This is a genomic window from Bartonella sp. AP57NXGY, from assembly GCF_042195805.1.
Lineage (GTDB): Bacteria > Pseudomonadota > Alphaproteobacteria > Rhizobiales > Rhizobiaceae > Bartonella.
In genome coordinates this window covers 20,497-46,317 of sequence record NZ_JBHIOZ010000010.1, presented here as the reverse complement: position 1 = coordinate 46,317, position 25,821 = coordinate 20,497, and the positions used below count along the sequence as shown (strand labels likewise).

14 protein-coding genes are annotated in these 25,821 nt (G+C 37.5%); 3 read left to right on the top strand and 11 right to left on the bottom strand.

Annotated elements, in window-relative coordinates:
- The 3 genes from addB to trxA form a co-directional block, all read left to right on the top strand.
- A partial coding sequence (gene addB, locus ACFIL8_RS02825) for a double-strand break repair protein AddB (protein WP_375688868.1) occupies positions 1–2,239 on the top strand: 2,239 nt, incomplete at its 5' end.
- Positions 2,236–5,712, top strand: coding sequence for a double-strand break repair helicase AddA (gene addA, locus ACFIL8_RS02820; RefSeq protein ID WP_375612786.1), 3,477 nt, complete (start codon positions 2,236–2,238; stop codon positions 5,710–5,712). The genes addB and addA, both read left to right, overlap by 4 nt.
- A gap of 177 nt (positions 5,713–5,889) precedes the next feature.
- Entirely contained in the window at positions 5,890–6,213 is a 324-nt protein-coding gene (trxA, locus tag ACFIL8_RS02815; protein ID WP_273790200.1) for a thioredoxin, read from the top strand.
- A gap of 680 nt (positions 6,214–6,893) precedes the next feature.
- Here the strand turns inward: trxA and tsaE are convergent.
- The 11 genes from tsaE to gyrB all read right to left on the bottom strand — a co-directional run bounded on the left by tsaE (position 6,894) and on the right by gyrB (position 25,322).
- On the bottom strand, positions 6,894–7,364 hold the full coding sequence (gene tsaE, locus ACFIL8_RS02810; RefSeq protein WP_375612787.1) for a tRNA (adenosine(37)-N6)-threonylcarbamoyltransferase complex ATPase subunit type 1 TsaE: 471 nt from the start codon (positions 7,362–7,364) through the stop codon (positions 6,894–6,896).
- A gap of 51 nt (positions 7,365–7,415) precedes the next feature.
- Positions 7,416–9,881 carry an ATP-binding protein gene (locus ACFIL8_RS02805; RefSeq protein ID WP_375628512.1) on the bottom strand — a complete coding sequence of 822 codons (2,466 nt, stop codon included), beginning with the start codon at positions 9,879–9,881 and terminating at the stop codon, positions 7,416–7,418.
- A gap of 34 nt (positions 9,882–9,915) precedes the next feature.
- Complete coding sequence (ahcY, locus tag ACFIL8_RS02800; protein WP_375612789.1) at positions 9,916–11,313, bottom strand: adenosylhomocysteinase; 1,398 nt, start codon at positions 11,311–11,313, stop codon at positions 9,916–9,918.
- A gap of 713 nt (positions 11,314–12,026) precedes the next feature.
- The gene (locus ACFIL8_RS02795; RefSeq protein WP_375688866.1) at positions 12,027–13,025 is read right to left on the bottom strand and encodes a complex I NDUFA9 subunit family protein; all 999 of its coding nucleotides are present in this window, start codon (positions 13,023–13,025) and stop codon (positions 12,027–12,029) included.
- Between the two features lie 44 nt (positions 13,026–13,069).
- Positions 13,070–14,389 carry a bifunctional folylpolyglutamate synthase/dihydrofolate synthase gene (locus tag ACFIL8_RS02790; RefSeq protein WP_375675477.1) on the bottom strand — a complete coding sequence of 440 codons (1,320 nt, stop codon included), beginning with the start codon at positions 14,387–14,389 and terminating at the stop codon, positions 13,070–13,072.
- A 4-nt stretch (positions 14,390–14,393) separates the two neighbouring features.
- Positions 14,394–15,314 (bottom strand): acetyl-CoA carboxylase, carboxyltransferase subunit beta, encoded by a 921-nt coding sequence (accD, locus tag ACFIL8_RS02785; protein WP_375611366.1) that lies wholly within the window; start codon positions 15,312–15,314, stop codon positions 14,394–14,396.
- A 987-nt stretch (positions 15,315–16,301) separates the two neighbouring features.
- A complete protein-coding gene (locus tag ACFIL8_RS02780) occupies positions 16,302–17,021 on the bottom strand; it encodes a sulfate transporter family protein (protein ID WP_375612793.1) in 720 nt (239 codons plus the stop codon).
- Positions 17,022–18,909: 1,888 nt separating this feature from the next.
- Positions 18,910–20,331, bottom strand: coding sequence for a bifunctional phosphopantothenoylcysteine decarboxylase/phosphopantothenate--cysteine ligase CoaBC (gene coaBC, locus ACFIL8_RS02775; RefSeq protein WP_375688864.1), 1,422 nt, complete (start codon positions 20,329–20,331; stop codon positions 18,910–18,912).
- Positions 20,332–20,399: 68 nt separating this feature from the next.
- A complete protein-coding gene (gene ubiB / locus ACFIL8_RS02770; protein WP_375611369.1) occupies positions 20,400–21,986 on the bottom strand; it encodes a 2-polyprenylphenol 6-hydroxylase in 1,587 nt (528 codons plus the stop codon).
- A gap of 2 nt (positions 21,987–21,988) precedes the next feature.
- Entirely contained in the window at positions 21,989–22,771 is a 783-nt protein-coding gene (ubiE, locus tag ACFIL8_RS02765; RefSeq protein WP_375612796.1) for a bifunctional demethylmenaquinone methyltransferase/2-methoxy-6-polyprenyl-1,4-benzoquinol methylase UbiE, read from the bottom strand.
- A 118-nt stretch (positions 22,772–22,889) separates the two neighbouring features.
- Entirely contained in the window at positions 22,890–25,322 is a 2,433-nt protein-coding gene (gene gyrB, locus ACFIL8_RS02760) for a DNA topoisomerase (ATP-hydrolyzing) subunit B (protein ID WP_375611371.1), read from the bottom strand.
- Positions 25,323–25,821 lie beyond the last annotated feature (499 nt).

Below are 25,821 nucleotides of genomic sequence, written 5' to 3'. Positions count from 1 at the left end.
CCATCCTCAATATCATTTAAAAAAACTTCTAACTCTCATGGAGTGTCAACGTCATCATGTTTGCGAAATTGGCCAACAAAGTATAACAAAGAAAAAACGAATGGCTCTTTTATCAGAAGCACTCCGACCTGCTTCTACAACAGATAAATGGATACAAATTATCCGTGATGATTATGAAAATCTTTGTGCAGATTGGTCATTTATTGAAGCTATAAATGAACGTGAAGAAGCTCTCGCTATAGCTGTTACCTTACGCAAAGCTATTGAAGAACCTCAAAAAACTGCAGCCCTTATTACAAATGACCGTAATTTAGCACGCCGTGTTGCTGTGGAATTACAGCGATTTGGAATTGAAGCAAATGATTCAGGCGGAATACCACTTGCACAAACATTGCCTGTAACTCTCTTACGACTTATCTTAGAAAATGTATTGCAACCTGATGATCCCATTGCTTTTCTTTCTCTTCTTAAACATCCCCTTACAACACTCCAACAAAATCGTCATCGTTTACGGGAAATGGCAGAAAATTTTGAACTTTTTGTTCTTCGAGGGAATACAGGGCGTATTAATCTTTGCGAATGTGATCAATTTCTTGAAAAATGGATTGAAACATCTTTTCATAATAGTTCTGAAAATAACACCCTTGATCAGCAGAAATGTGAAGAAGCACGTCTCTTTTGTCATCTTTTAAAAAAAGCTGTTGAGCCTTTAACGTCTCTTATGAAACAAGAGAAAGAATGCACCATCAATGAGGCTGCAATAGCAACTGTTGAGGTTTTTGAAAATTTTGGTCGCAATGAGGATAATTCTCTTGCACATCTTTATCAACATGAAGCAGGACAAGCCTTATCAAATTTTTTGCGTGAATTGGTCAGTGATCAATCGGGATTAACATTTCATCTTTGTGAATGGCCCGCTATGTTTTCTGCCATAATAGCAACCCGTTCCGTCGCACCTTCGCCTGGAGGACATCCACGTTTATTCATCTGGGGTACTTTGGAATCGCGTTTGCAAACGGTTGATACAGTGGTCATTGGTGGTCTTAATGAAGGATCATGGCCGATATCAACCCGAAATGATGCTTTTTTATCGCGACCGATGAAAATGATGTTAACTCTGGAACCACCAGAACAGCGTATTGGTCTTTCCGCGCATGATTTTCAATGGGCGATGGGAATGGATAAAGTGGTGATGAGCCGAGCACTACGAGTTGATCATGTTCCTTCTCTCCCTTCACGCTGGCTACAACGCTTAGAAACTGTCGTAGGACAACAAGTTTGGAAACAAATCCGTGCACGAGGTGAAAAGATACGCCATTGGGCAAAGATGCTTGACAATACGGACATGTCTGCTTGTGCAACACGCCCTTGCCCTGTGCCACCCATTGCAGTGCGTCCACGTCATTTTTCCATCACCGAAATAACAACGTTACGCCATGACCCTTATGCCATTTATGCTAAAAAAATCTTAAGGCTCAAACCACTTAAAGCCCTTATTCATGACCTTGGTGCTTCTGAACGCGGAACACTTTATCACGCTATTCTTGCAGATTTTTGCACACAAATAAAAAATCTAAATGCTGCAAATGCATTAGATGTGTTGCTCGCTATTGGACGTAAAGAATTTGATAAGTTTAATTTGCCTGCTGATGTTGAAACAATCTGGTGGAATACATTTGAAAATCTTGCTCCCTTTATTTTGCAATGGGAACAAAGTCTAGAACCCCGAATACGACATTCGGAAGTGGAATCGCAAAAAATACCCATAGGTACAACAGGGGTAACTCTTTCAGGACGTGCTGATCGTATTGATATATTGCCAAACAAAACGGTTGAAATACTTGATTTTAAAACGAGTACACCCCCTTCATCAAAACAGGTTCGCGAATTATTATTTCCACAATTAGCATTGGAAACCGCTCTATTAATGAGAGGAGCTTTTACAGATTTTCAAAATCTGTCCCCCTCAAAACTATTTTATATTCCTCTTAATGGAAAAGGTAAGATTACTCCTCAATTAATTCTTTCAGAAAAAGCGGAAAAAGATCACCAAAATGTTATTAATCTTGGTGAAAGGGCGTGGGAACATCTTATCGCGTTAATGGAGTATTATCAAAATCCACAACAAGGCTATCTTTCACACGCAGTCCCTATGTTAAAACAATATGAAAGTGACTATGATCATCTGGCACGCTTATGGGAATGGTCAAATGGATTTCATAAAGGAGATCAATCATGACTCTTTTTTCTATTCCTGAAGCAGCCCTTGATGCACAAGCAACAGCAACACATCCAAAAACACATGTATGGGTTTCTGCAAATGCAGGATCTGGAAAAACCCATGTTCTAACCGAACGCGTTATTCGTTTGCTTTTAAACGGTACTTCTCCAGCACGTATTTTATGCCTTACTTACACGAGAGCCGCCGCCGCTGTTATGCAATCGCGGATTTTTCGCACACTCTCCAGCTGGAATGAACTCGATGATGCACAGCTTAAAGAAATCTTATCGAAGTTTGAAAACAAACCTATCAGTGCAACAAAAATAACCTATGCGCGCCAACTCTTTGCTCGTGCTTTAGAAACACCTGGTGGTTTGAAAATACAGACTATTCACGCATTTTGCGAATCTCTCTTGCATCAATTTATGCTAGAAGCCAATATTGCTGGACATTTTGAACTCATAGATGATATCAACCGCAAGAAATTACTACAAGAAGCCCGCTGCCAACTTTTAAAGCATCATGATATACAACCCGCTCTAAAACAGCTGCTTAAGGTTATCAGTGAACATACTTTTAACCAATTGCTGTATGAAGCAGCTGAAAAGCAACATAAACTGTCTGATTTTTTGTCTTCTCTTCTGTCTGAAAATGGAGAAGAGAAATTGCGGGCGCTGTTTAATTTAGCACCTGATGATACAAATCAGCAATTACTAGAAAAAATTCAACAGACTGCTCGTCTTCCTCTTTATGCTCTTAACCATTGTGAAACCCATGGGAATAAAAACACTAAGAGTATCATTGAAAAACTTCCCCAATTAGAAACCGCTTGTGATGAAGAAACTATCATTGATATTGTTTCAAATATTTATTTTACAACAGAAGGTAAACCTCGTAATTTTGCACTTATATCGTCTAAAAAATCAGATGAAATTTGGCCTTTTATTCAACAATTGATTAAAGATAAACAAAGCAAGCTTTCTGTTCTTTTAGAAAAATATCACTGTGCAAAAGTTGCCACCCTCAATATGGCTGCTTTTCAGCTTTGTGCCCTTTATCTCAAAATTTATGCAAATTTAAAAAAAGCCAATGGTTTTTTAAACTTTGATGATCTCATTGAGCGCACACTCCATTTGTTACAGCGCAAAGGTGCAAGCCAATGGGTGCACTATAAACTTGATAAGGGTCTTGATCATATTTTGCTTGATGAAGCACAAGATACGAACCCTGATCAATGGAAAATTATTCAACTTTTAGCGCAAGAATTTTTTACAGGTCATAGTCAACGTGACAATATACGTACTCTTTTCGCTGTTGGAGATGAAAAACAGTCTATTTATTCCTTTCAGGGCGCTGCACCAGAAAATTTTGCTGCAAATGGCAAAATTATTCAAAAAAAAGCACAACAAGCAAAGCAGAAATTTGAAAAAATACAATTGAATTACTCTTTTCGCTCCACAGCCGATGTTCTTAAAAGTGTGGATCTTGTCTTTGAAACACCAGAGAATTATAAAGGGCTTTCAGCAGAAAATACAAAAACCATACACGAAGCTATCCGTACTCACAGTCCAGGTGAAGTTATTTTATGGGATGCCATTTCTAAAGAAAAAGACGAATTTCCTGATGATTGGCATGTAACTGTTGATCATTTAGATATACCAGCAGTACGTTTGGCAGAAAAAGTTGCTGAAACGATTGCAGGCTGGTTACACAAAGGAGAAATGCTTCCAGCAAAAGGGCGGTTATTGCGTGCTAGTGATATTATGGTTTTGGTTCGTAAGCGTGATCAATTTGCCCTAGCGCTTTCTCGTGCCCTTAAACAACGCAATATACCCGTCGCTGGTGCAGACCGTTTACAGCTTATAAAACATATGAGTGTGCGTGATTTAATGGCACTCGGACGTTTTGTTTTGCAACCACAAGACGATTTGTCTCTTGCTTGTGTTTTAAAAAGTCCACTCTTTGCGCTTAGCGAAGAGGAACTTTATCAACTTGCCGCTCACCGTACAGGCTCCCTTTGGAAAAGCCTTTGTGAACAGGCATCGTCGCATATTCCTTTTAAAGATACTTTTGAAAGCTTGAGTCAATATCGTACTTTAGTGGATAAAATACCAGTCTTCGAATTCTATAGTCATATCTTAAATGATGATAAGGGACGACAAAAAATTTTAGCGCGCTTAGGCTCGGAAGCCAATGATGTGCTTGATGCTTTTATGGACTACACACTCGCGATTCAAAAAACGGGGTTACCAGGATTACAAGCTTTTTTGGAAACATTAAGTGTCAGTGAACCAGAAATTAAACGTGAGTTTGACCAAAATCATGAAGAAATTCGCATCATGACTGTTCACGCCGCAAAAGGACTGGAGGCTGCTGTTGTATTTTTAGTTGATCCCGGTAGTGCGATTTGGCATCCCCAGCATTCACCTCACTTGCTTGAAGTTCCCTTGAACAATGCATATTTGAGTGACCAACAAGCTTTTATCTGGCGCCCTAATGCAGAATTCGATACAATGCCTTCTAAACAAGCAATTTTGCGTTTAAAAGAGCGTGCTGAAGAGGAGTATAGGCGCCTTCTTTATGTAGGAATGACACGCGCTGAAGATCGCTTGTTTGTTTGCGGGTATAAAGGTCCGAAAACGCCATCTCATACATGGTTACAACTGGTAAAGAGAGCTCTCGAACCACATGCGGTAGCTATAAAAGGTCCTGCGGAAGATATTGCAGCTTGGCGTTATTGCATTACACCGCCTTCTTCTACTTCTATAAACCAAAAAATTTCTTCCGTTGAGTGCCAAACACTTCCACCTCTACCAGACTTTTTCTCCCATAAAGTACCAGCAGAACCAGTGTTACCAAAACCGTTAAAACCGTCAGTGGCGAGCCTTTCCATTGAAGCTGATACAGAGCTGTCCTCAAGTCCAAAACAGCTTACCACTTCACCTGTTTTAGGAGCCATGAACACAAACAGAGCTTTTTCCATTGAATATGGTAATCTCGTTCACCGATTGTTACAGTATTTACCCGATTGTCCCCCACAAAAACGTCGAGATTATGCTCGAAACTATCTCAATATCAAAGCCTCTCATTGGCATGAGAGCCAAAGAGAAGATGCTCTTTGCCATATTTGGAAAATATTAGATCATGTTTATCTCAAACCCCTTTTCTCTGAGCATTCACGTGCTGAGGTCTCCTTAATGGGTATTGTGAAAATTCGTGGAAAAGAACAAGCAATCTCTGGTCAAATTGACCGTCTCTACATCACGCAAAACAGCGTTATCTTTGCAGATTTTAAAACAGGAACCCCGCCAGAAAATGAAGCTGCTATTGCTTCTCATCATTGGTTGCAAATGGCTCTTTATCGAAAGTTATTGCAAGCTATTCATCCCGATAAAGATATACAGGCTCTGCTTATCTACAGTAAAGAAGCCAAAATTTTTAAACTTCCTCCAGAAAAACTTGAGGCATTTCTTAGTGAAGTTGCCTTATAAGTTACTCTTTTCCTTGCAAAGCATTTTTACATTTTATTTACTTTCATAAAATCGCTCAAACAAACACAACGCACAATCCCTAGTGTAAAAAAGTCCTTTAATAATTTATCTTTGCAATAACTTGATATGAATTGTTATTATACCAATCTATAAAAGGTGAATATAAAGGATAAATCAATGACGTGTATAAAAGTTGATAAGGACAATTTCGAAAGTGAAGTTCTAACTTCTTCCACCCCTGTTGTGGTTGATTTTTGGGCAGAATGGTGTGGCCCTTGCAAAGTGATTGCTCCAATGTTGGATGAAATTTCAATAGAAATGCAAAATCAAGTTAAAATTGCTAAGGTAAATATTGATGAAAATCCGGAACTGGCTACCCAATACGGAGTACGTTCTATCCCTACATTATTAATGTTTAAAAATGGAAATATTTCATCGAATATGGTTGGCGCTACCTCTAAAGGACGTCTTTCTGAATGGATAAAAGATGGGCTTAGTTAATTCCACGTATAATTACTATAAAGGAGAGAAATTTTGTCTCTCCTTTTGACTTTTTTAAAATATTCTTTTTTGCATTATGTTATAATGAAAAGACAATAAAAATCAAAATTTTAAATGAATTTAAGAATTCGTGCTTTTATGCATGATTCAATTGGCCATTTTTTATAAAAAATTGCTTTGTATGAAGAATATATGCAATTCTTTCCTTATAGGCGCGTTAAAAATATTGGGTGAATGATAATTTCATTAAAGGTATTTCTTCTTAGATAAGACTATTGAGATAGATAGTGTTTTCAACACATAAAGGGAGATTTTAAGCAAAAACTTTGCAAATTACTTTTCTGAAGCTCACAATTTTTAAGCAGAAAGAGACAAGCAATTCACTACAGGTTATATAATGCTCTTCTAAAGGGTTATCACTTCAATTTAAAATTCTCTTATACTATTCTCTAAAATCAAAATTGTAGGTATCAGATTCTCTAAAATAAATTGATGAATTTCTATAAATTAACGGCTGTCCTTTGCAATTTATGTCATTGTTATATAAAAGAGTCATCATTTCGTTTCATCTTCCATGGTTGGTGCCTCCATGAAGCCTTCTTTATGTTGTCTATCATCTCAGATTTCATAGGTAGTACTGAGGTATTATCAAATTAAAAAATGATGATGTTCATGTTTTTTTAAAATGTACGAATTGTAAAAGACTGTTGCAAACATTCAATGGAATGTTGCGCTGATCTAACTGTTACATGACGCCCATGTTCTTTATAGTGTAAGGTGAGTGCAAAAGTGGCGAGTTCTAAAAGAGCTGTATTTCTTTCTGGCCATTCAACAAGTAAAATATTTTTCTCACGAGCTTCATGAAGCCCTAATTCATCAATTTCTTCTGCCATAGAAAGGCGATAAAGATCAGCATGAATAATTTCAAACTTTGGAAGTTGATAGCTTTGCACAAGAGTAAAAGTAGGGCTTGGAACATCCATAGTGTTATCGTTCGCAAGTGTTTGAATGATTGTACGTGCAATGGTTGATTTTCCAGTTCCAAGATCTCCTTGCAGCGTTACAAGATCTCCTGGCTTTAAAGAAAGAGCTAAATTTTGTGCAAAAAGCTTTGTTGCCTCTTCATTTTCAAGAAAAAAACTAAAATTCATTAAAAGTTCCATGAAATGGATGAAAAATTTTTGTTATCATAAAGGTTAAAATTAAAAAATCGTATCTCCTTTGGAGAGTGGGAAAAAACATTTAACTGTTGTTCCTTTTCCAGAACCGGTAAGAATTTCAACATGTCCACCGTGTAGTTCAACGAAACTTTTTACAAGGGAAAGGCCAAGACCCGCTCCCGCACGCCCACCATGGTGTGAATGGGAAGAAAAACGTTTAAAAATACGATCAAGAACGTCTTCTGGGATGTCAGAGCCCTGATTGTGAACGCTAAAGACAATGTTATCATCTTGTTCATCGACGCAAAATTCAATAGTACTCGCCTCCGTTGCAAAATTAATAGCATTACTCAGTACATTCACAAAAATTTGATGCAAGCGCTTTTCATCAGCAGAAATAGAATTTAAGGAAGGAGAAATTTGTTGTAAAAGCGTAATATGCCGTCCATTAAGGCGATCTTCTACACGTGCTACTGCTTGTATCATAGCATCTGCAATATTAACCGATTTTATGTCCAACTCCATAATGCCTGCATCGAGGGTAGCAAGATCAAGAATATCGTTAACAATATTTAAAAGAGTTCCTGATTCTGAATGAATATGCCCAAGATATTCTTGTTGACGTTTATTGATAGAGCCGAAAATTTGATCACGTAAAATATCGGAAAATCCAATAATATTGGTGAGAGGTGTACGCAATTCATAGGAAACATGTTGGACAAATTCATTACGCAAACGATCAGCACTTTCTAATGCTTCATTTCTTTCTTGAAGAGCACGTGCAACATGGACAGTATCTGTAACATTCACAAAAGTAAGCATTGTTTGTCCATCGGGAAGAGGAACCAGAGTATAGTCAATAATCATATCATTTTTAAGATCTATACGACCTGAATATGTTTCACGTTTTTCAGCAAAACCGGTAATGAATTTGGTAAATTGATCCCATTCTTGTCCTAAGGTTAAGGCTGAACAATGGCTTTGTAACTGTGTAATATGGGTCCCTTCTACCAGTAAATTATAAGGAAGAGACCACAATTTCGACAAGGCAGGATTCGATAAACGAAGGCGTCCATCAGTACCAAAAACAACCACGCCTTCGGAAAGTTTATCAAGTGTTTCACCTTGTATTTTAATAAGTGTATTATAACGGCGTTCAAGATCAATTTTTTCTGTAAGGTTTTCGTAAAGCCAAGTGACACCTCCTTGTGGATGAGGGTTCGAGATAACACGCACCGTACGCCCATCTGGAAGATTCCAAATTTGTTGGTTCGATTCTGTTTGTCGATAGGCTTTAAAAAGTTCTTCTTTCCATGCGCGCCAATCGGGGTGTTCAGCAATGAGCCCTTTTTCACGTAGACGTTCAAGAAATAATGTATGGCTTGGTTCACTTTCTAAAAAGGAAGTCTCCAACGGCCATAAAATTTTAAAAGCATGATTACAGAATTTTAATTTTTGGTTTGTATCAAAAATAGCTACAGCTGTTGAAATTTGGTCAAGTGTTTCACAATGGCTTTGAAGAACATAACTTAATTCATGAGCAAGATTTTCATATGCGCTGTCATCACGCGCAAAAGCTGCCATCCCTTCGGCTGTTGTAATACGTGTGAGATGAAAACGATGTCGTTCTCCATCAATAACTGTGTGAACATGTTCTTGAAAAATTGTTTCTATTTCATCTGTTTTGCGTTGTGTATTTTCATTGAAAAGATCCCCCACTTCATCACTGCCTTCACGAAAATCTGTCATTTCTCTAAAGGCGCGATTGATAAAACAAACTTTTCCTTCACAATCTTTTATCCATACGGGCTCTTGAATAAGATCAAGAAGATTACGCTGCATTCTCAGTTCAGTAAGAAGGCGGGCGATATCTTTCTGTAAACGAGCATTTTCACTCTGTTGTTTTGAGATATCTTGAAAACGAGCAATAGCGACTGTTCCTGCGATGACTCCTGTAACTTGTAGCGGTACATTGTTTGTGGTGGTGATAGAAAGATCAAAAGGGTGACATTTACAACGTAGTTGAGTCAATGCATAATCAAGTTCTCGCAGAGAATTTTCTTCAACCCAGAGCTCAAAACGCTGAAAATCTTTCTGGTCGATTCCTATTTTTTGCAATGCAGAAAGGGCACCAACGACACGGGGTAAGGTTGTTGGATTTTCCCAAATAAGAAGGAATTGCTCGGTTTCTTCCAGAAGCCATTCATAATATTTAAGTTTTTCAGAAAAATTTGCCTGAATTATCTTCAAAGGCTTCTGTGCAGTTTTTTTTGCACGCATAATAACAGCTAGGCACGTGAGAAGTGAAGCACAAGAAATTCCTCCACACAGCGCTAAAAGCAGCCATGGACCATTCGGCAAAGTGAAGAAAAATGGTAAATAACCTTCCAATGACTGAGCAAAAGCGCATGTTGGAGAAAAAAAGAAAAAAAGGCAAAATATATACGTATAGATTCGGATCTCTTTTTGAGCTTTTTCTTTGGGGTTATAGTCACCAAAGCTGAGCACGGCATCTTTCCCTTTTTTAACCCAAGGAAACGTATTAGTAACGATAATGGTTTGGTTTATAAGGTCCTTGTGGTGAGACTCCAATATAAGCGGCTTGTTCTTCTGATAAAACACTTAATTTTATTCCTAACCGATCCAGATGTAGACGTGCAACCTTTTCATCAAGATGTTTAGGCAAAACAGTGACTTCATTTGTATAGTGTTCTGAACGGGTAAAAAGTTCAATTTGCGCTAAAACTTGATTAGTAAACGAGGCTGACATGACAAAAGAAGGATGCCCAGTCGCATTCCCGAGGTTTAACAAACGCCCTTCAGAGAGCAAAATGATGCGTTTTCCATCGGGAAAGGTGATCATATCAACTTGTGGTTTAATATTTGTCCATGGCAAATTTCTAAGGGCAGCGACTTGGATTTCGTTATCAAAATGACCAATATTTCCAAGAATACACATATCCTTTACTTGTCGCATATGATCTAAACGAACAACATCTTTATTGCCTGTTGTCGTGATGATAATATCAGCACTGGAAGCAGCATCATCCAAATTAACAACTTCATAGCCATCCATAGCGGCTTGAAGAGCGCAAATAGGATCAATTTCTGTTATTTTAACACGAGCCCCAGCACCAGAAAGAGATGCTGCTGAACCTTTTCCTACATCACCATAACCACAGACAATGGCAGTTTTACCAGCGATCATCACATCTGTTCCACGTCGAATACCATCGACCAATGATTCTTTACATCCATATTTATTATCAAACTTTGATTTAGTGACGCTATCATTAACATTAATAGCAGGAAAAGGTAGAAGTCCTTCTTTTTGTAACTGATAAAGACGGTTTACACCTGTTGTGGTTTCTTCGCTTACACCTTTAATTGCCGCGCGCTGTCGTGTAAAAAAAACTGGCGTTGCATCCATACGCTTTTGTATTTGTTTGAAAAAAATTTCTTCTTCTTCTGTTTTGGGATGCGATAAAATATCTTTATTTTGTTCTGCACGACTTCCCATTAAAATATAGTTTGTGGCGTCAGCTCCATCATCTAAAATAAGATTGGAAGGATTACCATCTGGCCATTGGAAGATTGCATCTATATAAGTCCAATATTCTTCCAATGTTTCACCTTTAATGGCAAATACAGGAATGCCTGTTGCGGCGATAGCTGCTGCTGCATGGTCTTGCGTAGAAAAAATATTGCTAGAGCTCCATCGTATATCGGCGCCAATCGCTTTTAATGTTTCAATTAAAACAGCTGTCTGAATTGTCATGTGCAATGAGCCAGAAATACGCGCTCCGCGCAAAGGTTGGCTGGAAGAAAACTCCTTACGACAAGCCATCAAACCAGGCATTTCAGTTTCAGCAATATCAAGTTCTTTACGACCATAAGCGGCAAGTGCAATATCTTTGACAACAAAATCTTGAGCTGCCATTCTTCATTCCTTTAAAATAAGTTTTTCCAAGACGGTAGGAGAAATTAAAAAAAAATGCAAGACAAGAAGAGGACTTCTTTATGTGAAAAAGCTCTTTTAAAATCTCCATAAATTTGTGCAAAAAATATGCATTTATGGATCTGAATAGTGATATTACTGACAGAATAAGAGATCTTCATGATAAGTCTTATTATATAAACAAAATTCTATCCTTTTCACGTAACTTTAAAGCTTTTAAAAGTCTCCAGAGGGAATACCTTTTAAATAATAAAAATGGTGCATTGCTTTACAGTTTTTATATTGATTTTTATGGGATAATATCGAAAGTAGTATACTCGTATTCTACTCACTTATGCGGTTGTTGAAAAAGGAAGAATTACTTTAATCTCATTATTAAGCTTTTTAGCAAAATAATATAAATGCAAAGCCATAGATTATCATGTTTATGGATAGGCAGTTCAGAATCGGTTCTTTAGGATTCCAATGTTGAACCTGCTCTTTGATAAAGACAGTTTATAAGAAGTGCTTTTCTCCTGTTTTCAACGATTTTTATCAAAAGACTATAGATATACGATTAAACATTTTTTGTGATACTAAATGGAGCATTAAAAATGCAAAAACATCACTCTATTGAACACTCTGATTCTAAAACCGCTAACAACGCGCTATGAATTATAAATCAAATAATTAACTCAGTTTTGGAAGAATTTATTCTAGACGAGTAGGTTTTGGGAAAATTGACCATGTGGACGAAATCGCCAGAGATAACTTGGCAAGAATGCTGCCATTGCTCTAGGAGTAACTCCTACTCCTTCTAGCGTATATCCATTCTCTATAGCTTCTTTAGAGACAATGTTATCCATTTGCAAAAAACGTATCTGATTGGCTGTTACGAGTGTTGGTACAAAAGGCAATTTACCGATTGTTCCCAAAATTCCTCCAATCAATAGACCGACAGAAAGAGGCATAGATAGGATTGTTTTTTTACGACGAATGATTTTAAGTATATTTTCAAGAGCATTTTGGAGGGTGATAATCTGGGGACCACCAAGATCATAATTTTTTCCCCAAGCAACCTGTCCATCTAAAGCGCGCACGATAAACTCAGCAACGTCACCAACATACACGGGTTGCAATTTGCTTTGTCCACTTCCAAAAAGAGGCATAATTGGTAAAAAACGTGACAAATCTGCTAAGGTGTTAAAGAAACAATCCTCTGGTCCAAAGATAACGGATGGACGGATAATAATTGCTTGAAGATGCTTGTTATGAATGATTTGTTCACCCATAAACTTAACACGTGCATAAAGACATGAAGCATTCTCGTTAGCCACAAGTGTTGACATATAGATGAGCGGAATACCAGTTTCTGCTGTTAATTCAGCAACATTGTAAACACCATCAATTTGTGTGTTTTTAAAATTCGATTGATTTGCTTGTTTTAAGCTACCGGGTAAAAACACTGCCGCATCAGCTCCAAGCAATGCGCGTGCAACAGAGGCACGATGCTTGATATCTGTTTTAAGCATTTGGGTTTGTCCTACTTCTCCTATTTGGAGCATATAATAAGCTTTTTGTGGACAACGAACAGCGATGCGAACGCGATATCCCCGCTTAGTCAAAGTTTCAACGACATGTCGTCCTACAAAACCGGATCCGCCAAAAACAGTAATGAGTTTAGGATGTTGATAAAGTGCACAATCAAGTTGCATGATTAAAAAGTCTATCTTTCAAAGCTTTAAAAATAGTTAATTATCTAGCACGGTGGTGTTTTATTGTCACGCAAAATATCACCCGCAAGATAAAGAGAACCACTAATAAGGACAATAGCCTCTTTATATTCCATTTTAATTTTATGCAAAGCATCTTGTAGGTGCGCTTTTGGGGCAGCAGGGATTCCTACTTTTTGGGCTGATTCAGCTAAGTCTGTTGGAGAGATACTGGCATTATTGTCAAGCAGCGGTATCGTATATACTTTATCGACAAGGTTAGCTAAAGGACGAAAATAACCGACAGCATCTTTGGTATTAAGCATGCCAGCAATCATAATAATGGGGCGATCTGTTTTTTTTCTCCATTGTGTAAGTTCTGCCGCAATAACTTTTCCTGCAGCAGGATTGTGACCACCATCTAACCATAAATCAATATCAGGAGATAGTTGATCAACCAAAAGTCCTTGGGTAAGATGCTGCATTCGTGCGGGCCAATAAATATTTTTTAAAGCGTCATTTATGGTTTGTTCTGAAAGTTGAAAACCCGCTTGATAAACTGCTTCAAGAGATGCACCAGCATTGGCAACTTGGTGGTCTCCAATAAGGTTAGGAAGGGGAAGATCCATGAGACCTTGATTGTTTTGAAAAACCATACGTCCATGTTCTTTATAACTTTGATAATCTTGATCAAAGAGAGCATAAAATGCTTTATTTTTATTAGCAAGGGGTATTAAAGTAGCAAGAGTTTCTTCATAATTTTGCTTCCCAATGACTACAGGAACGTTTGGTTTGATAATCCCTCCTTTTTGAAAAGCGATTTGAGCAATTGTATTTCCAAGAAAGCTCTCATGATCATAATCAATGGGCATAATAAGCGATACAGCTGGTTTGTTAACGACATTGGTAGCATCAAAACGTCCTCCCAATCCAACTTCTAAAATGACAACATCAGCTGGATGTATACTAAACAACATAAAGGCAGCGGCTGTAAAAATTTCAAAAATAGTAATCGGCTCTTGACGATTTACTTTTATAATTTCACGGATTGTCTCAGCCAATTGGTTTTCTGTAACAAGTTGACCACCTCCTTTTTGACCTAACCGGCAGCGTTCATTCCAGTTGACGAGATGAGGTGAGCTATAAACATGAACGCGGTATCCTGCACTTTCCAAAAGAGCACGGCAAATTGCTGAAGCAGATCCTTTGCCATTTGTTCCAGCGATGTGAATAACAGGGGCAAGTTTTAAATGTGGGTTACCAAGACGCTCTAAAAGGTGAACAATACGCTCTAAAGAAAGATCAAATTTTTTCGGATAATTTTTTAGTAAATCATCCACCACCCTTTGTATTTGACTTTGTTGCATAAACTTAAGCTGCTTTTGTCCTAGAAAGCGATGTTTGAGAGTCTGTTGGGGATGGATCGGAAGGGTTAAAAACAGCAGGGCGTTTCATCATCAAGCGTAAAATACGCGCAATTGTTGTTTTCATTTCTAAACGCGATACAACCATATCAATCATACCATGTTCAAGCAGATATTCACTACTTTGAAAACCTTCTGGTAGGGTTTCGCGTATAGTTTGTTGAATCACACGTGGACCAGCAAAACCAATCATAGCGCCAGGCTCGGCAATGTGAATATCACCAAGCATGGCGTAAGAAGCAGTAACACCACCGGTGGTTGGATTAGTCAGCACAACAATATAGGGAAGCTTTGCTTCTTTCAACATTTCAATCGCTACTGTTGTACGGGGCATTTGCATCAACGAGAGTGTTCCTTCTTGCATGCGTGCACCACCAGAAGCAGCAAAAAGAACCAGCGGACGCCTTTCAGCAATGGCAGTATCAAAAGCTTTGATAATAGCTTCTCCTGAAGCCATACCAAGTGATCCACCCATAAAGGCGAAATCTTGAACAGTTGCAATAATTGGCAAACCCTCAATCGTACCACGTGCACTTAAAATATTGTCATCAACCCCAAGTTTAGAACGATAATCTTTTAACCGGTCAATATAGCGTTTTTCGTCACGAAATTTTAAAGGATCTGTTACAACTTTTGGATTTTCAAGAGCTGTATAAACACCATCATCAAAAAAATGCATGAGACGATTTTTAGCACTGATACGCATATGATGACCAGAATTGGGAGCTACAAATTGATTAGCTTCCAGATCTTTATGGAAGACCATTTCACCACTGGTAGGATCTTTAATCCATAGATTTTCTGGAATTTCACGGCGCCCCAATATAGAGTTAATTTTAGGACGAACATAATTTGTAATCCAGTTCATCTTTATAACCTTCCTTTAAATATTGTGCATCTTTTGCATGATTTGAAAGAATATAGAACTTAAGCAGTCACATTTGCTTTACCGGTTGAACAAAGGAGTCTATTTAATACTTTTATTCAGTGTACGTATAGCTTGTTTTTTAATTTTTAATTTTTCCCATATTATAACAATCATATGCATCATGAAGAGTATTCCCTATAATAAATTTCTCATAAGTTTTAAGAACTTACATGTTTGTATTTTTTACTTTGGTGTTAAAATTTACTCCTTGCGATGGTTAACAAACGCCTTATTTTTTAATAAAAATGAATATCCAATTAATCATTCGTATCAACAGTTTTGAAGAAAAGAAACCTTATAGTATAAGGCGCTAACAAGGCTAAAATAATCCATTAAAGATAATGAATACAATAACGCTATATTAGCGAAACGCTAACATCAGAGCAAGATTTTTTTCAAAAGGTTTCTTTAAAGCGCACGCTTTTTACAATTAAAATAGAATACGCTCAAAATACCATTATATTACTCATTTACGCGCTTGTTTTACACAGATATCTTTCAATAATTTCCAAAACTCTCTTATGAAGAATATACACTCTCCATGAATGGTATAAAAGACATTATGCTATCCGTTTTTACTGAAATAGAAGGTACAAAGCGGCACCATCATACTCTTTTTCAGTTTTCAATGCGACGATAATGTTTGCATTAAGAGGATTCATATAAAGATATTTCACGCCTTTTTGAAAGTACTTTTATCCGCACACCACCTCCGTTTATGACATTTCAACAAACGATTTCAATTGATCCAATATGAATAGGATTAAAATGAGAAACCCTCATAATATTTAGGTTTTTCACTCATGTTGTGAAACGATAAGTTATCATTATAAATCAATATATTGCTTTAATAAAAGATAAAGCATAAAATTTTATATTATGCTTTCTTTGGCTGGCAAGTTTTATTAACCTTAAAGTCAAGGAACACTATTTTTGTGTAATGCGTGCTATGGTCTTTTGGGAAAGCATTTTGTGTAAATGTGTCATAAAGGCGGCGGCAAAAAGCGGTGTTGCTAGATTAATAATAGGAATCGAAACAAAAATCGCTATCAATAATCCTGCGCCAAAAACTGTTGTGTAATGAGTATGTAAAAAAGCACGCGCATTTTGCTCTGTTCGAAAACGGTAAGCCGCAAACAAGAAATATTCATGACCGAGCAAATAACCATTAATAAGATAAAAAGCAATTAAATTAATACCTGGTATGAAGAATAAAATAAAAGCAATTCCATTACCAAGAAGGCTTAAAATAACAAATTTAAAGGAAATGATAAGAGAACGCTGAAACGGCAAGGCTTGTCCAATAGGCTCGTTTGGGTAATCCTCCTTTTCAATGATTTCAGCAGCAGAGTCAATGAAAAAACCACCAATCATAGCTGTGATGGGTGCAATCAAAAAAGCCAACAAAAGAGCCAACCCAAGATTAAAGATGATAAGCATGCTAAAACCAATCCATCCCGCCCAACTAGGGAGTCCAGGAAGAAATTGAGCAATCCAGGGCCAAAAGTAAGACACAAAAAGTTGGTGCACACATAACCATAAAATGGTGAGAATGAAAAAAGTAACCCCCAATGCTTTCAGTATCATAATACGATATTGCGAGGTCAGAAGACGTTGTAAAGCACGATAAGCAGCAGTAAAAATCATAGATTAATAAACTAAGGAAAGAAGCAAAAAAAACAAGAAATATATTTAAAGTATGTACAGTGTAATTTTTTCTTTCTTTGAATTACAAGATTTTTTTCAAGAACATTATAAAAAACGGTTAAGGTTTCTTTGTTAAAAATAAAGTTTGAATAAATAGAAATTTTGATTTTTAAAAACAAAGAAGAATTTAAAAAGTAGCTGTTGTAGAAGAAATTTTTAGTATTTTTGTACATAGTGTAGATTATTGCGTTTATATGATATATGTAAAAAATTAAGGAATAAGAACTATTTGGGAGAAAAGTTGTTTATTTCTATTTATTCAGTAGAGTTATCTAACTTCGTTTATCTAAATGTTTAATTGTTTTGCACAATTCCTAAAATTCTGTACTTTTCTACTATTTGGCGGCATGCTTTTGCCTCTCACTTTCAAAAAAATATTGAGTTCAATGGAATAGGGGTAACGTAGTAGCTCCGTAGATATTCTAATTTTGGGCAACAGAATGATTAATATGATAGAAGTGGAAAAAATAAGCTTAGGCGATTGACTGTCAGATCCCATAGAAGAGCAGTTTTTTGAGAAGAAGCAAAGAAAGGGAGATGTCACTGATGCTTAAAAATGATGAGATTTTGAATTTTAAAAGCCATAAGTGCAATGAAGTAAGAATTCATTGAAGCACTTTTCATACAAGTGGTTCACTGTATCAAATAATTTTTAGATAATAACACCACTAATTTATCGAAGAGAATTGATCATTTTCAACTTGAATAAAATCCCAAATATAGAAATATTCTTTAATTTCAAAGACTCTATTCAACATCAAAAAATTATTTACGTACACATTATAGGCGAGACCAATGTATGGATACAAAGCTTTCGATAAAGGAATAAAAATGCTTCTCATGAAACATCACAATGTGAAGATATCATGGATAAAATTCTAGTCTTTGTGGTCTTGGTATTCTGGAGAGAGGACACAGACATTTAATCTTAAAGACCGATCACTGAGGAAAATAATAAAGGCTTCAGTTTCATAAACTTATAGACAGTGGTACAATGAATTTTGTCTACATTCTTTATGAGCGTCAGCATGAAGTATGCTTAAAATTGCATTGAGATGTTATAATATCATTGATTTATACATTATTTTTCATAGCGAATAAGAGCTCAAAATAAAGTTGTCATATTTTCTCATTAGCTGCTCTCATCATGAAACAATCAAAATCATTTATTTGCATATCATAAATATGACCAATATGTGGATAAAAACATTGAAGAAAGAAAATGCTTTTTATAAATTTTATCCATTACAAGAGCTTTGTCAAAATTGATGGTAGCCAAAGTGAATGATAGCTTGTTTTTTTATAAGCTGGCGAGACAGTGGTGCAATAGATCCTGCTTTTATGAAGGCTAGGGTGAGATAGGATTTTTTAAAAAAACATTTCCCAACGGCTCATCACACCCATTTCGCAACAGCGTTTGTGAATGGTATATGGGTAAAGCTCTCGTGAATAATATAAAACTTATAGGGCATCACTAACTTTACGCTTAATAAAAAGAGCACGTTGGCACCATCATCCTCAGTGTTGTCCGAGACAAGCCCTTGGTTCTTGAGACGGTCCATTATAAGCGCTTTTAGTTCTTTCTGAAACGTTTTGTATTCATACAGTTATCCTTGTTTACAACGTGCAAGAAAATGATTTTTATTGATTCAACATGAGAGAGATTAGGAATGAGAGAATCTTATGATATCTGGGATTCTAATTTAATATGAACAATGCGATATTATCATTATAAACCAGAAATATTATATACTAATTGAGATGGATAGACACATATTGTCAGTTCTATTTTATAAGGTGTTTTAATATCAACGCGTTTGAAGAGTTCTTATTTGCAAAGGGGTATATTTTCCTCATGAGGAGTAGGTGTTTTGGGGGCAAGAAATGATACAATCACGTTTGCTAATTTTTGCGCTACGTGTTGTTTACTCATATGGGGCCATTGTTCAACTTTTTTTCTACTTACGAGATAAACTTGATTTGTATCAGCACCCATGACACTTGTACCATCTAGTTGAAGAGAAATATCATTAGCAAGAATGAAATCAGCTCCTTTTTCAACACATTTTTTTTGCGCATTGGCAATGATATCACATGTTTCAGCAGCAAAACCAATGACCAATGAGGGGCGGTTTGGAGCGTGTCCAATCGTTGCTAAAATGTCAGGATTTTCAACCATATGAAGGGATGGTGGTATTTTATGAGCATTCTTTTTAATTTTGTGTAAAGACTGCGTTTGACTGCGCCAGTCACAAACAGCGGCAACAAAGATAGCACCATCAGCAGGCAATGCGGTTTGAACGGCTTGTAACATCTGTTGTGCTGTTTCAACATGGATGGTTTTTACTTCTTGTGGGTCTGCAAGATTAACAGGTCCACAAATAAGTGTTACTTTTGCACCCAAATGCGCAAGAGCGGTTGCGATGGCATGGCCTTGTTTACCTGAAGACCGATTAGCAATATAACGCACTGGATCAATTGGTTCATGGGTAGGGCCAGAGGTAACGATGAAATGGCGGCCAAAGAGAGGTTTTTCATGCACATTCAAAAGATTCTCTATAGCAGCGATAATAGTTAAAGGTTCGCTCATACGTCCATATCCAATCTCGTCACGTTCAGCCATCTTTCCGATTTCTGGTCCGATGATATGAACGCCATCTGCGTGCAATTGTGCAACATTACGAATAGTTGCTGGATGCACCCACATGGACGGATTCATGGCGGGTGCAATCAAGAGTGGACAGCGTGCTGCTAAAAGGACACAATCAGCCAGATCATCTCCTATGCCATTGGCTATTTTTGCAATGCGGTTGGCTGTAGCAGGAGCTAAAATAATCAGGTCAGCATCACGTGCTAATCGGATATGTCCGATATCGTGTTCTTCTTCACGTGAAAATAAATCAGTATATACAGTACCACCGCTTAAAGCTTCAGCGGCTAAAGGCGTAATAAACTTTTGCGCTGCTTTTGTCATCACAACTTTTAAATGTGCTCCACGTTCTTGTAAACGGCGAATCAAATCAAGGGCTTTATAGGATGCAATACTTCCACCAATAATAAGAAGGAGAGATTTTGATTTCAATGATTGCACTTCAACAGCACTAGTATGAAGGGGTTGTGTGGTGAGAGGAGTGGGATTGCTTAAAAGGCGTCGAACTTCTTCTTCCATAGAAATACCATTTTGCGCGGCGCGTATGCGTAAAGCTTCTTTGGTTTCAGGAGACAGGTTACGAATGGTAATACTGGCCATAAAATACCTCCAAGAAATAAAATGATTGCAATGATTTCATTGTTGATATTTTTAGCATATTAAGGAGATTAGAAAAGGTGAAAAAAGTAAAAAGTAAGACAAGCGCAACAAAGTGCAATGATGAAAAGACTATAACGACCATAACGGTTTCTGTGACTTTGTTCTACAGCAAGTTGTTTGAGGGTAGCAGGAGAAAGATTAAAACCTGTTTTTCTCATTTGATTGAAATCTTCTTCTATTTGTTGGAAATTTTGAACCAATTGTGGTGTTTTGCGTGCCAGCGAAAGGAGAGCTTGTGCTCCTTCACTAAAGTCTTTTACAACGCCTACGGGTCCTAAATTTTTACTAATCCATTCTTTGACAATGGGTTCAGAAGCTTTCCACATATTAAAAGTGGGGTCTAATGTGCGGGCAACACCTTCCACGACAACCATCGTTTTTTGCAGCAATAAAAGTTCAGGTCGCGTTTGCATGTCAAATAATTCAGTGACTTCAAACAATAAAGTGAGCAATTTAGCCATGGAAATGCTTTGTGCTGATTGTCCGTGAATTGGTTCGCCAATAGCGCGGTTGGCTTGCGCAAAGCTTTCGATATTATGGTGTGAAGGAACATAGCCGGCCTCAAAATGGGCACGTGCAACTCGATGGTAATCGCGGGTAATAAAGCCGTAAAGAATTTCAGCAAGGAAATGCTTTTCTTTTTTGCCAAGCCTTCCTGTAATGCCTAGATCAACAGCAACAATACATCCTTTTTCATCTACAAATAAATTACCAGGATGCATATCGGCGTGAAAAAAACCATCACGCAGTGTATGACGAAGAAAAGATTGAATAAGCGTAATAGCAAGCGCCTTCAAATCAAATCCTGCTTCTTTGAGTTTGGAAGTTTCGGATATTCTTATACCATCAATCCATTCCATTGTAAGAACATTACGTCCTGTCCGTTCCCAGTCAATACGTGGAACCCGAAAGCCTGTATCATGTTGAATATTTTCAGCCATTTCAGATATAGCTGCTGCTTCTAAGCGTAAATCCATTTCAAGTCGTGTTGTTTGTGCTAAAGTATCCACCACACAAACAGGACGAAGCCTTCGAGAGGCAGGGATATAGCGCTCTTGTAAATGAGCAATGAGATAGAATCCTCTAAGATCTTTAGAAAAACGTGCTCTGATATTGGGACGAATAACTTTTACAGCACATTTTTTCTTATGGCCAGTTTCATCACTGTATTCAGCTGGATGAACTTGAGCAATAGAAGCGGCGGCAATGGGGGGATAAAAATTTACGAATAAATCATCAATAGAGCGACCAAGAGAACTTTCAATTTGAGCAATAGCGGCAGTGCAAGAAAATGTTTGGACACGATCTTGTAGCTGTGACAAATCTTCCGCAATATCACGCCCAACAATATCAGGTCTTGTGGCAAGAAATTGACCAAGTTTTATGTAAGAGGGTCCAAGCTTATTAATGGCATATGAAATATTTTCAGATCGCTGTTTCTTTTTTGTTTTGCGTCGTGCTAATGCACTCGCTATACGATGACATAGCGCTGGAAATCCTTGAAGATCATCATGAGGAAGAGCACTTAAAACACCTTCACGTGTTAAAACCCATCCTGCACGCATCAATTGAAAGTAAGGGGAAATTTGCACCATTTTTAAATTTTCCAACCTGAATGCAGCGCTGCAATCGCACCGGTGAGATTGCGGTACGATACCCGCGAAAACCCCGCATGCTTGATCATATGGGAAAAATCATCTTGCTTAGGAAATTTGCGGATAGATTCAACCAAATAACGATAAGCATCGCCATCATTTGCGATAAATTGACCTAGCTTAGGGATAGCATGGAAAGACCAAAGATCATAAATTTTATCGAGCCAAGGCATCTCGACATTTGAAAATTCTAAACATAAGAAACGTCCACCGAGCTTTAAAACACGAAAAGCTTCTCTAAGAGCTTGATCAATATGAGGAACATTGCGAATTCCAAAAGCAATCGTGTAAGCGTCAAAGCTTTGATCTTCAAAAGGTAGATTTTCTGCATTGGCTTCAACAAAATCAATCAGAGGGGCAAGACCATTTTTTTGTGCGCGTTTTTTGCCAACGCTGAGCATTGAGCCATTAATATCAAGCACTGTAGCATGGGCTTTTTGGCGTGAAGCATTAAGAATACGAAAAGCAATATCACCTGTACCGCCAGCGACATCAAGAACTTTCCAATGAGAAAGTGCTGGTGGGGAAAGCCAAGCAATCATGGAATTTTTCCACACACGGTGTAGCCCTAAGGATAAGATATCATTCATCTTGTCATAATTTTCAGCAACAGAATGAAACACACCATCCACCATGGATTGTTTTTGTGTTTCATCTACTATTGTAAAACCAAAAGAGTGCTCCATGCCACCCTTGGTTCCTACACGTTCTGTTTCAATTGCCATGTATATGATCTTCCTTATTTTTCTTTTATCGTAAATGAAATAGAGAGGGAATGTTCAACTACGAAAAAACAACGTATAAAACTACGACGTTTACACAGCCAAAAACAGAAGAGTACCTTTAGATATCAAGATTGGCAACGCTTAAGGCATTGTCTTGAATAAAAATACGTCTAGGTTCAACTTCATCACCCATGAGACGAGAAAAGAGTGAATCTGCATCGGTTGCATCATTAATCTTTACTTGTAAAAGAGAACGTGCATTGGGATCAAGCGTTGTTTCCCAAAGTTGTTCAGCATTCATTTCCCCAAGACCTTTATAACGTTGAAGAGTAACACCTTTTTTACCGTTTGTAAAAATGCTCTCTAAAAGGCTCATAGGACCAAAAATACGCTCTGTTTTATCTTTGCGACGTAAAAGAACAGGAGGATGATATATGTCGATAAAATTTTGGGAAATGCGATCAATTTGGCGTGCGTCAGTTGAATTTATAAGTCCCACATCAAGCGTAACAACATCTTTAACACCACGCAAAATACGCTCAAAACATAAACTTCCATCTGCTGTATATTGTCCACTCCAACCTTGTTCCATATCATCAGCAATCAGATTAAGGCGGTGTGCTGTAGTATCTGCTATTTTTTGCGCTTTTTCTTGTGTTGCAAAGACTTCAAGATTAAAAGCGCCAGCAATTGCTGCTTGTTCAACAATATTACGGTCATAACGGGTATGAAGACCATTTAAAAGTTGACGTAATATACGAGCATCTTTAGCGAGTTGATACAAATCAGCCCCTGCACGAACTTCTCCCGTTGAAAGCTCAAGCGTTGTTTCTTCTAATCCAGTATCGATCAAGAATTCTTCAAACGCTGCTTCATTTTTAATATATTGGGAAGATTTTCCACGCGATACTTTATAAAGAGGAGGCTGAGCAATATAAAGATGTCCACGTTCAATCAACTCGGGCATTTGTCTAAAAAAGAAAGTGAGCAGCAGAGTACGAATATGGGCTCCATCAACGTCCGCATCCGTCATGATAATAATCTTATGATAACGTAATTTATCCGGCGAAAATTCATCCTTACCGATAGACGTTCCAAGAGCTGTAATAAGTGTTCCAATCATATCAGATGAGAGCATGCGGTCGAAACGTGCTCGTTCAACATTGAGGATTTTACCACGAAGGGGTAAAATTGCTTGATTTTGACGTGAGCGCCCACTTTTTGCTGAACCGCCAGCCGAATCCCCCTCGACAATAAAGATTTCTGATTTTGCGGGATCTCGTTCTTGGCAATCGGCAAGCTTTCCTGGTAGAGAAGTGATATCAAGCGCCCCTTTTCGTCTTGTGAGTTCACGTGCTTTGCGTGCTGCTTCACGTGCTGTTGCAGCTTCTACCACTTTACTAATGAGAAGTTTTGCTTCATGAGGATGTTCTTCCAGCCATATTGAAAGACCTTCATTGACCAAACTTTCAACAATAGGGCGCACTTCAGAAGAGACTAACTTATCCTTTGTTTGTGAAGAAAATTTTGGATCAGGAACTTTGACAGAAAGAATAGCTGTTAATCCTTCACGGCAGTCATCACCGGTTAAGTTCACTTTTTCTTTTTTAGCAATACCTGAAGATTCAGCATAGCCATTAATTTGGCGTGTAAGGGCACTTCTGAAACCTATCAAATGCGTTCCACCGTCACGCTGAGGGATATTATTGGTAAAACACAAGACCTTCTCATGATAGGAATCATTCCACCACAGGGCAACATCAACGCTCATACCATCCTTTTCACTTGCAATATAAATAGGAGTATCAAGCAGAGCTTTTTTTGATTGATCAATATATTTCACAAACTCTATTAATCCACCTTCATAATGCAATTCAACGGATTTAATATCAGCATGACGCTCGTCAACAAGAAGAATATAAACCCCAGAATTTAGAAAAGCTAATTCCCGTAAACGACGCTCTAAAGTTTCAAAATCAAACTCAACCATAGTAAAGGTTTCAGAGCTTGGTAAAAATCTAATTTCTGTTCCACTTTCTTGATCGCAATCGCCAACAACTTTTAATGGAGCATCAGCTACCCCGTGGGTAAATGATATTTCATGAATTTTACCATTGCGTTTGATTTGCAATTTAAGCCAAACGGATAATGCATTCACAACAGAGACGCCAACACCGTGTAATCCGCCTGAAACTTTATAAGAGTTTTGATCAAACTTTCCACCGGCATGAAGCTGTGTCATAATAACTTCAGCGGCAGAAATACCTTCTGTTGGATGGATATCTGTCGGAATTCCACGTCCATTATCACGAACAGAACAAGAACCATCAGCATGGAGTGTGACGTTTACAAGAGTTGCATGACCGGCTAAAGCTTCATCGATAGCATTGTCTACAACTTCATAGACCATATGGTGTAACCCCGATCCATCATCAGTGTCACCGATATACATACCAGGACGTTTGCGTACAGCATCAAGACCTTTGAGAACTTTGATAGAAGCGGCATCATAGTTATTGCTTTGTGCTGGTGAGGTTATTTCATCACTCATAAGTTAGTCCATTCCTGTGTTCAATTTACAATATTTTATCCGCTTTTTTTAAAGCTCAATGTTCTGATCAGTTATTTATGGAATAACCACATTAAATATTTACCGTATATCAGATCTAGATTCAATATCTGTCGATATATAATGGAGAGAATGATAAAATGATAGTGTACTGCTATGCTGTAAAACACTAGGGCGGTGATATAAGGCGAATAAACACTTATGACTTATACAAAAAGCTGTTTCATAAACGATGCTATTTACTTTGTTTATTTTTGCATATGCGTAATGTTTCAGAATTAGTTATGCATTTTTGTGTTACACTAATAAAGGTCTCACTTGTTTTATCCATAAATCAATTTTTCAATCCTAATTCTACCATATATTTAAAACAAAGGTTGCGAGCTCTCTAAGCAGTTCAAACTTTTGTATGTTAGATTGAGGCGAAAATATTGTGTATATTGGTTTGTGTCATCTTTAAAATGTGAAAAAAGCTTCATTT

Excerpts from the sequence above, each read along its gene's own strand:
- coaBC (WP_375688864.1), bottom strand. The coding sequence starts at position 20,331 with ATGGCCAGTATTACCATTCGTAACCTGTCTCCTGAAACCAAAGAAGCT.
- ubiB (WP_375611369.1), bottom strand. The coding sequence starts at position 21,986 with ATGGTGCAAATTTCCCCTTACTTTCAATTGATGCGTGCAGGATGGGTT.
- ubiE (WP_375612796.1), bottom strand. The coding sequence starts at position 22,771 with ATGGCAATTGAAACAGAACGTGTAGGAACCAAGGGTGGCATGGAGCAC.
- ACFIL8_RS02790 (WP_375675477.1), bottom strand. The coding sequence starts at position 14,389 with ATGCAACAAAGTCAAATACAAAGGGTGGTGGATGATTTACTAAAAAAT.
- ACFIL8_RS02780 (WP_375612793.1), bottom strand. The coding sequence starts at position 17,021 with ATGATTTTTACTGCTGCTTATCGTGCTTTACAACGTCTTCTGACCTCG.
- gyrB (WP_375611371.1), bottom strand. The coding sequence starts at position 25,322 with ATGAGTGATGAAATAACCTCACCAGCACAAAGCAATAACTATGATGCC.
- trxA (WP_273790200.1), top strand. The coding sequence starts at position 5,890 with ATGACGTGTATAAAAGTTGATAAGGACAATTTCGAAAGTGAAGTTCTA.
- ACFIL8_RS02795 (WP_375688866.1), bottom strand. The coding sequence starts at position 13,025 with ATGCAACTTGATTGTGCACTTTATCAACATCCTAAACTCATTACTGTT.
- addA (WP_375612786.1), top strand. The coding sequence starts at position 2,236 with ATGACTCTTTTTTCTATTCCTGAAGCAGCCCTTGATGCACAAGCAACA.
- tsaE (WP_375612787.1), bottom strand. The coding sequence starts at position 7,364 with ATGAATTTTAGTTTTTTTCTTGAAAATGAAGAGGCAACAAAGCTTTTT.
- ahcY (WP_375612789.1), bottom strand. The coding sequence starts at position 11,313 with ATGGCAGCTCAAGATTTTGTTGTCAAAGATATTGCACTTGCCGCTTAT.
- accD (WP_375611366.1), bottom strand. The coding sequence starts at position 15,314 with ATGAACTGGATTACAAATTATGTTCGTCCTAAAATTAACTCTATATTG.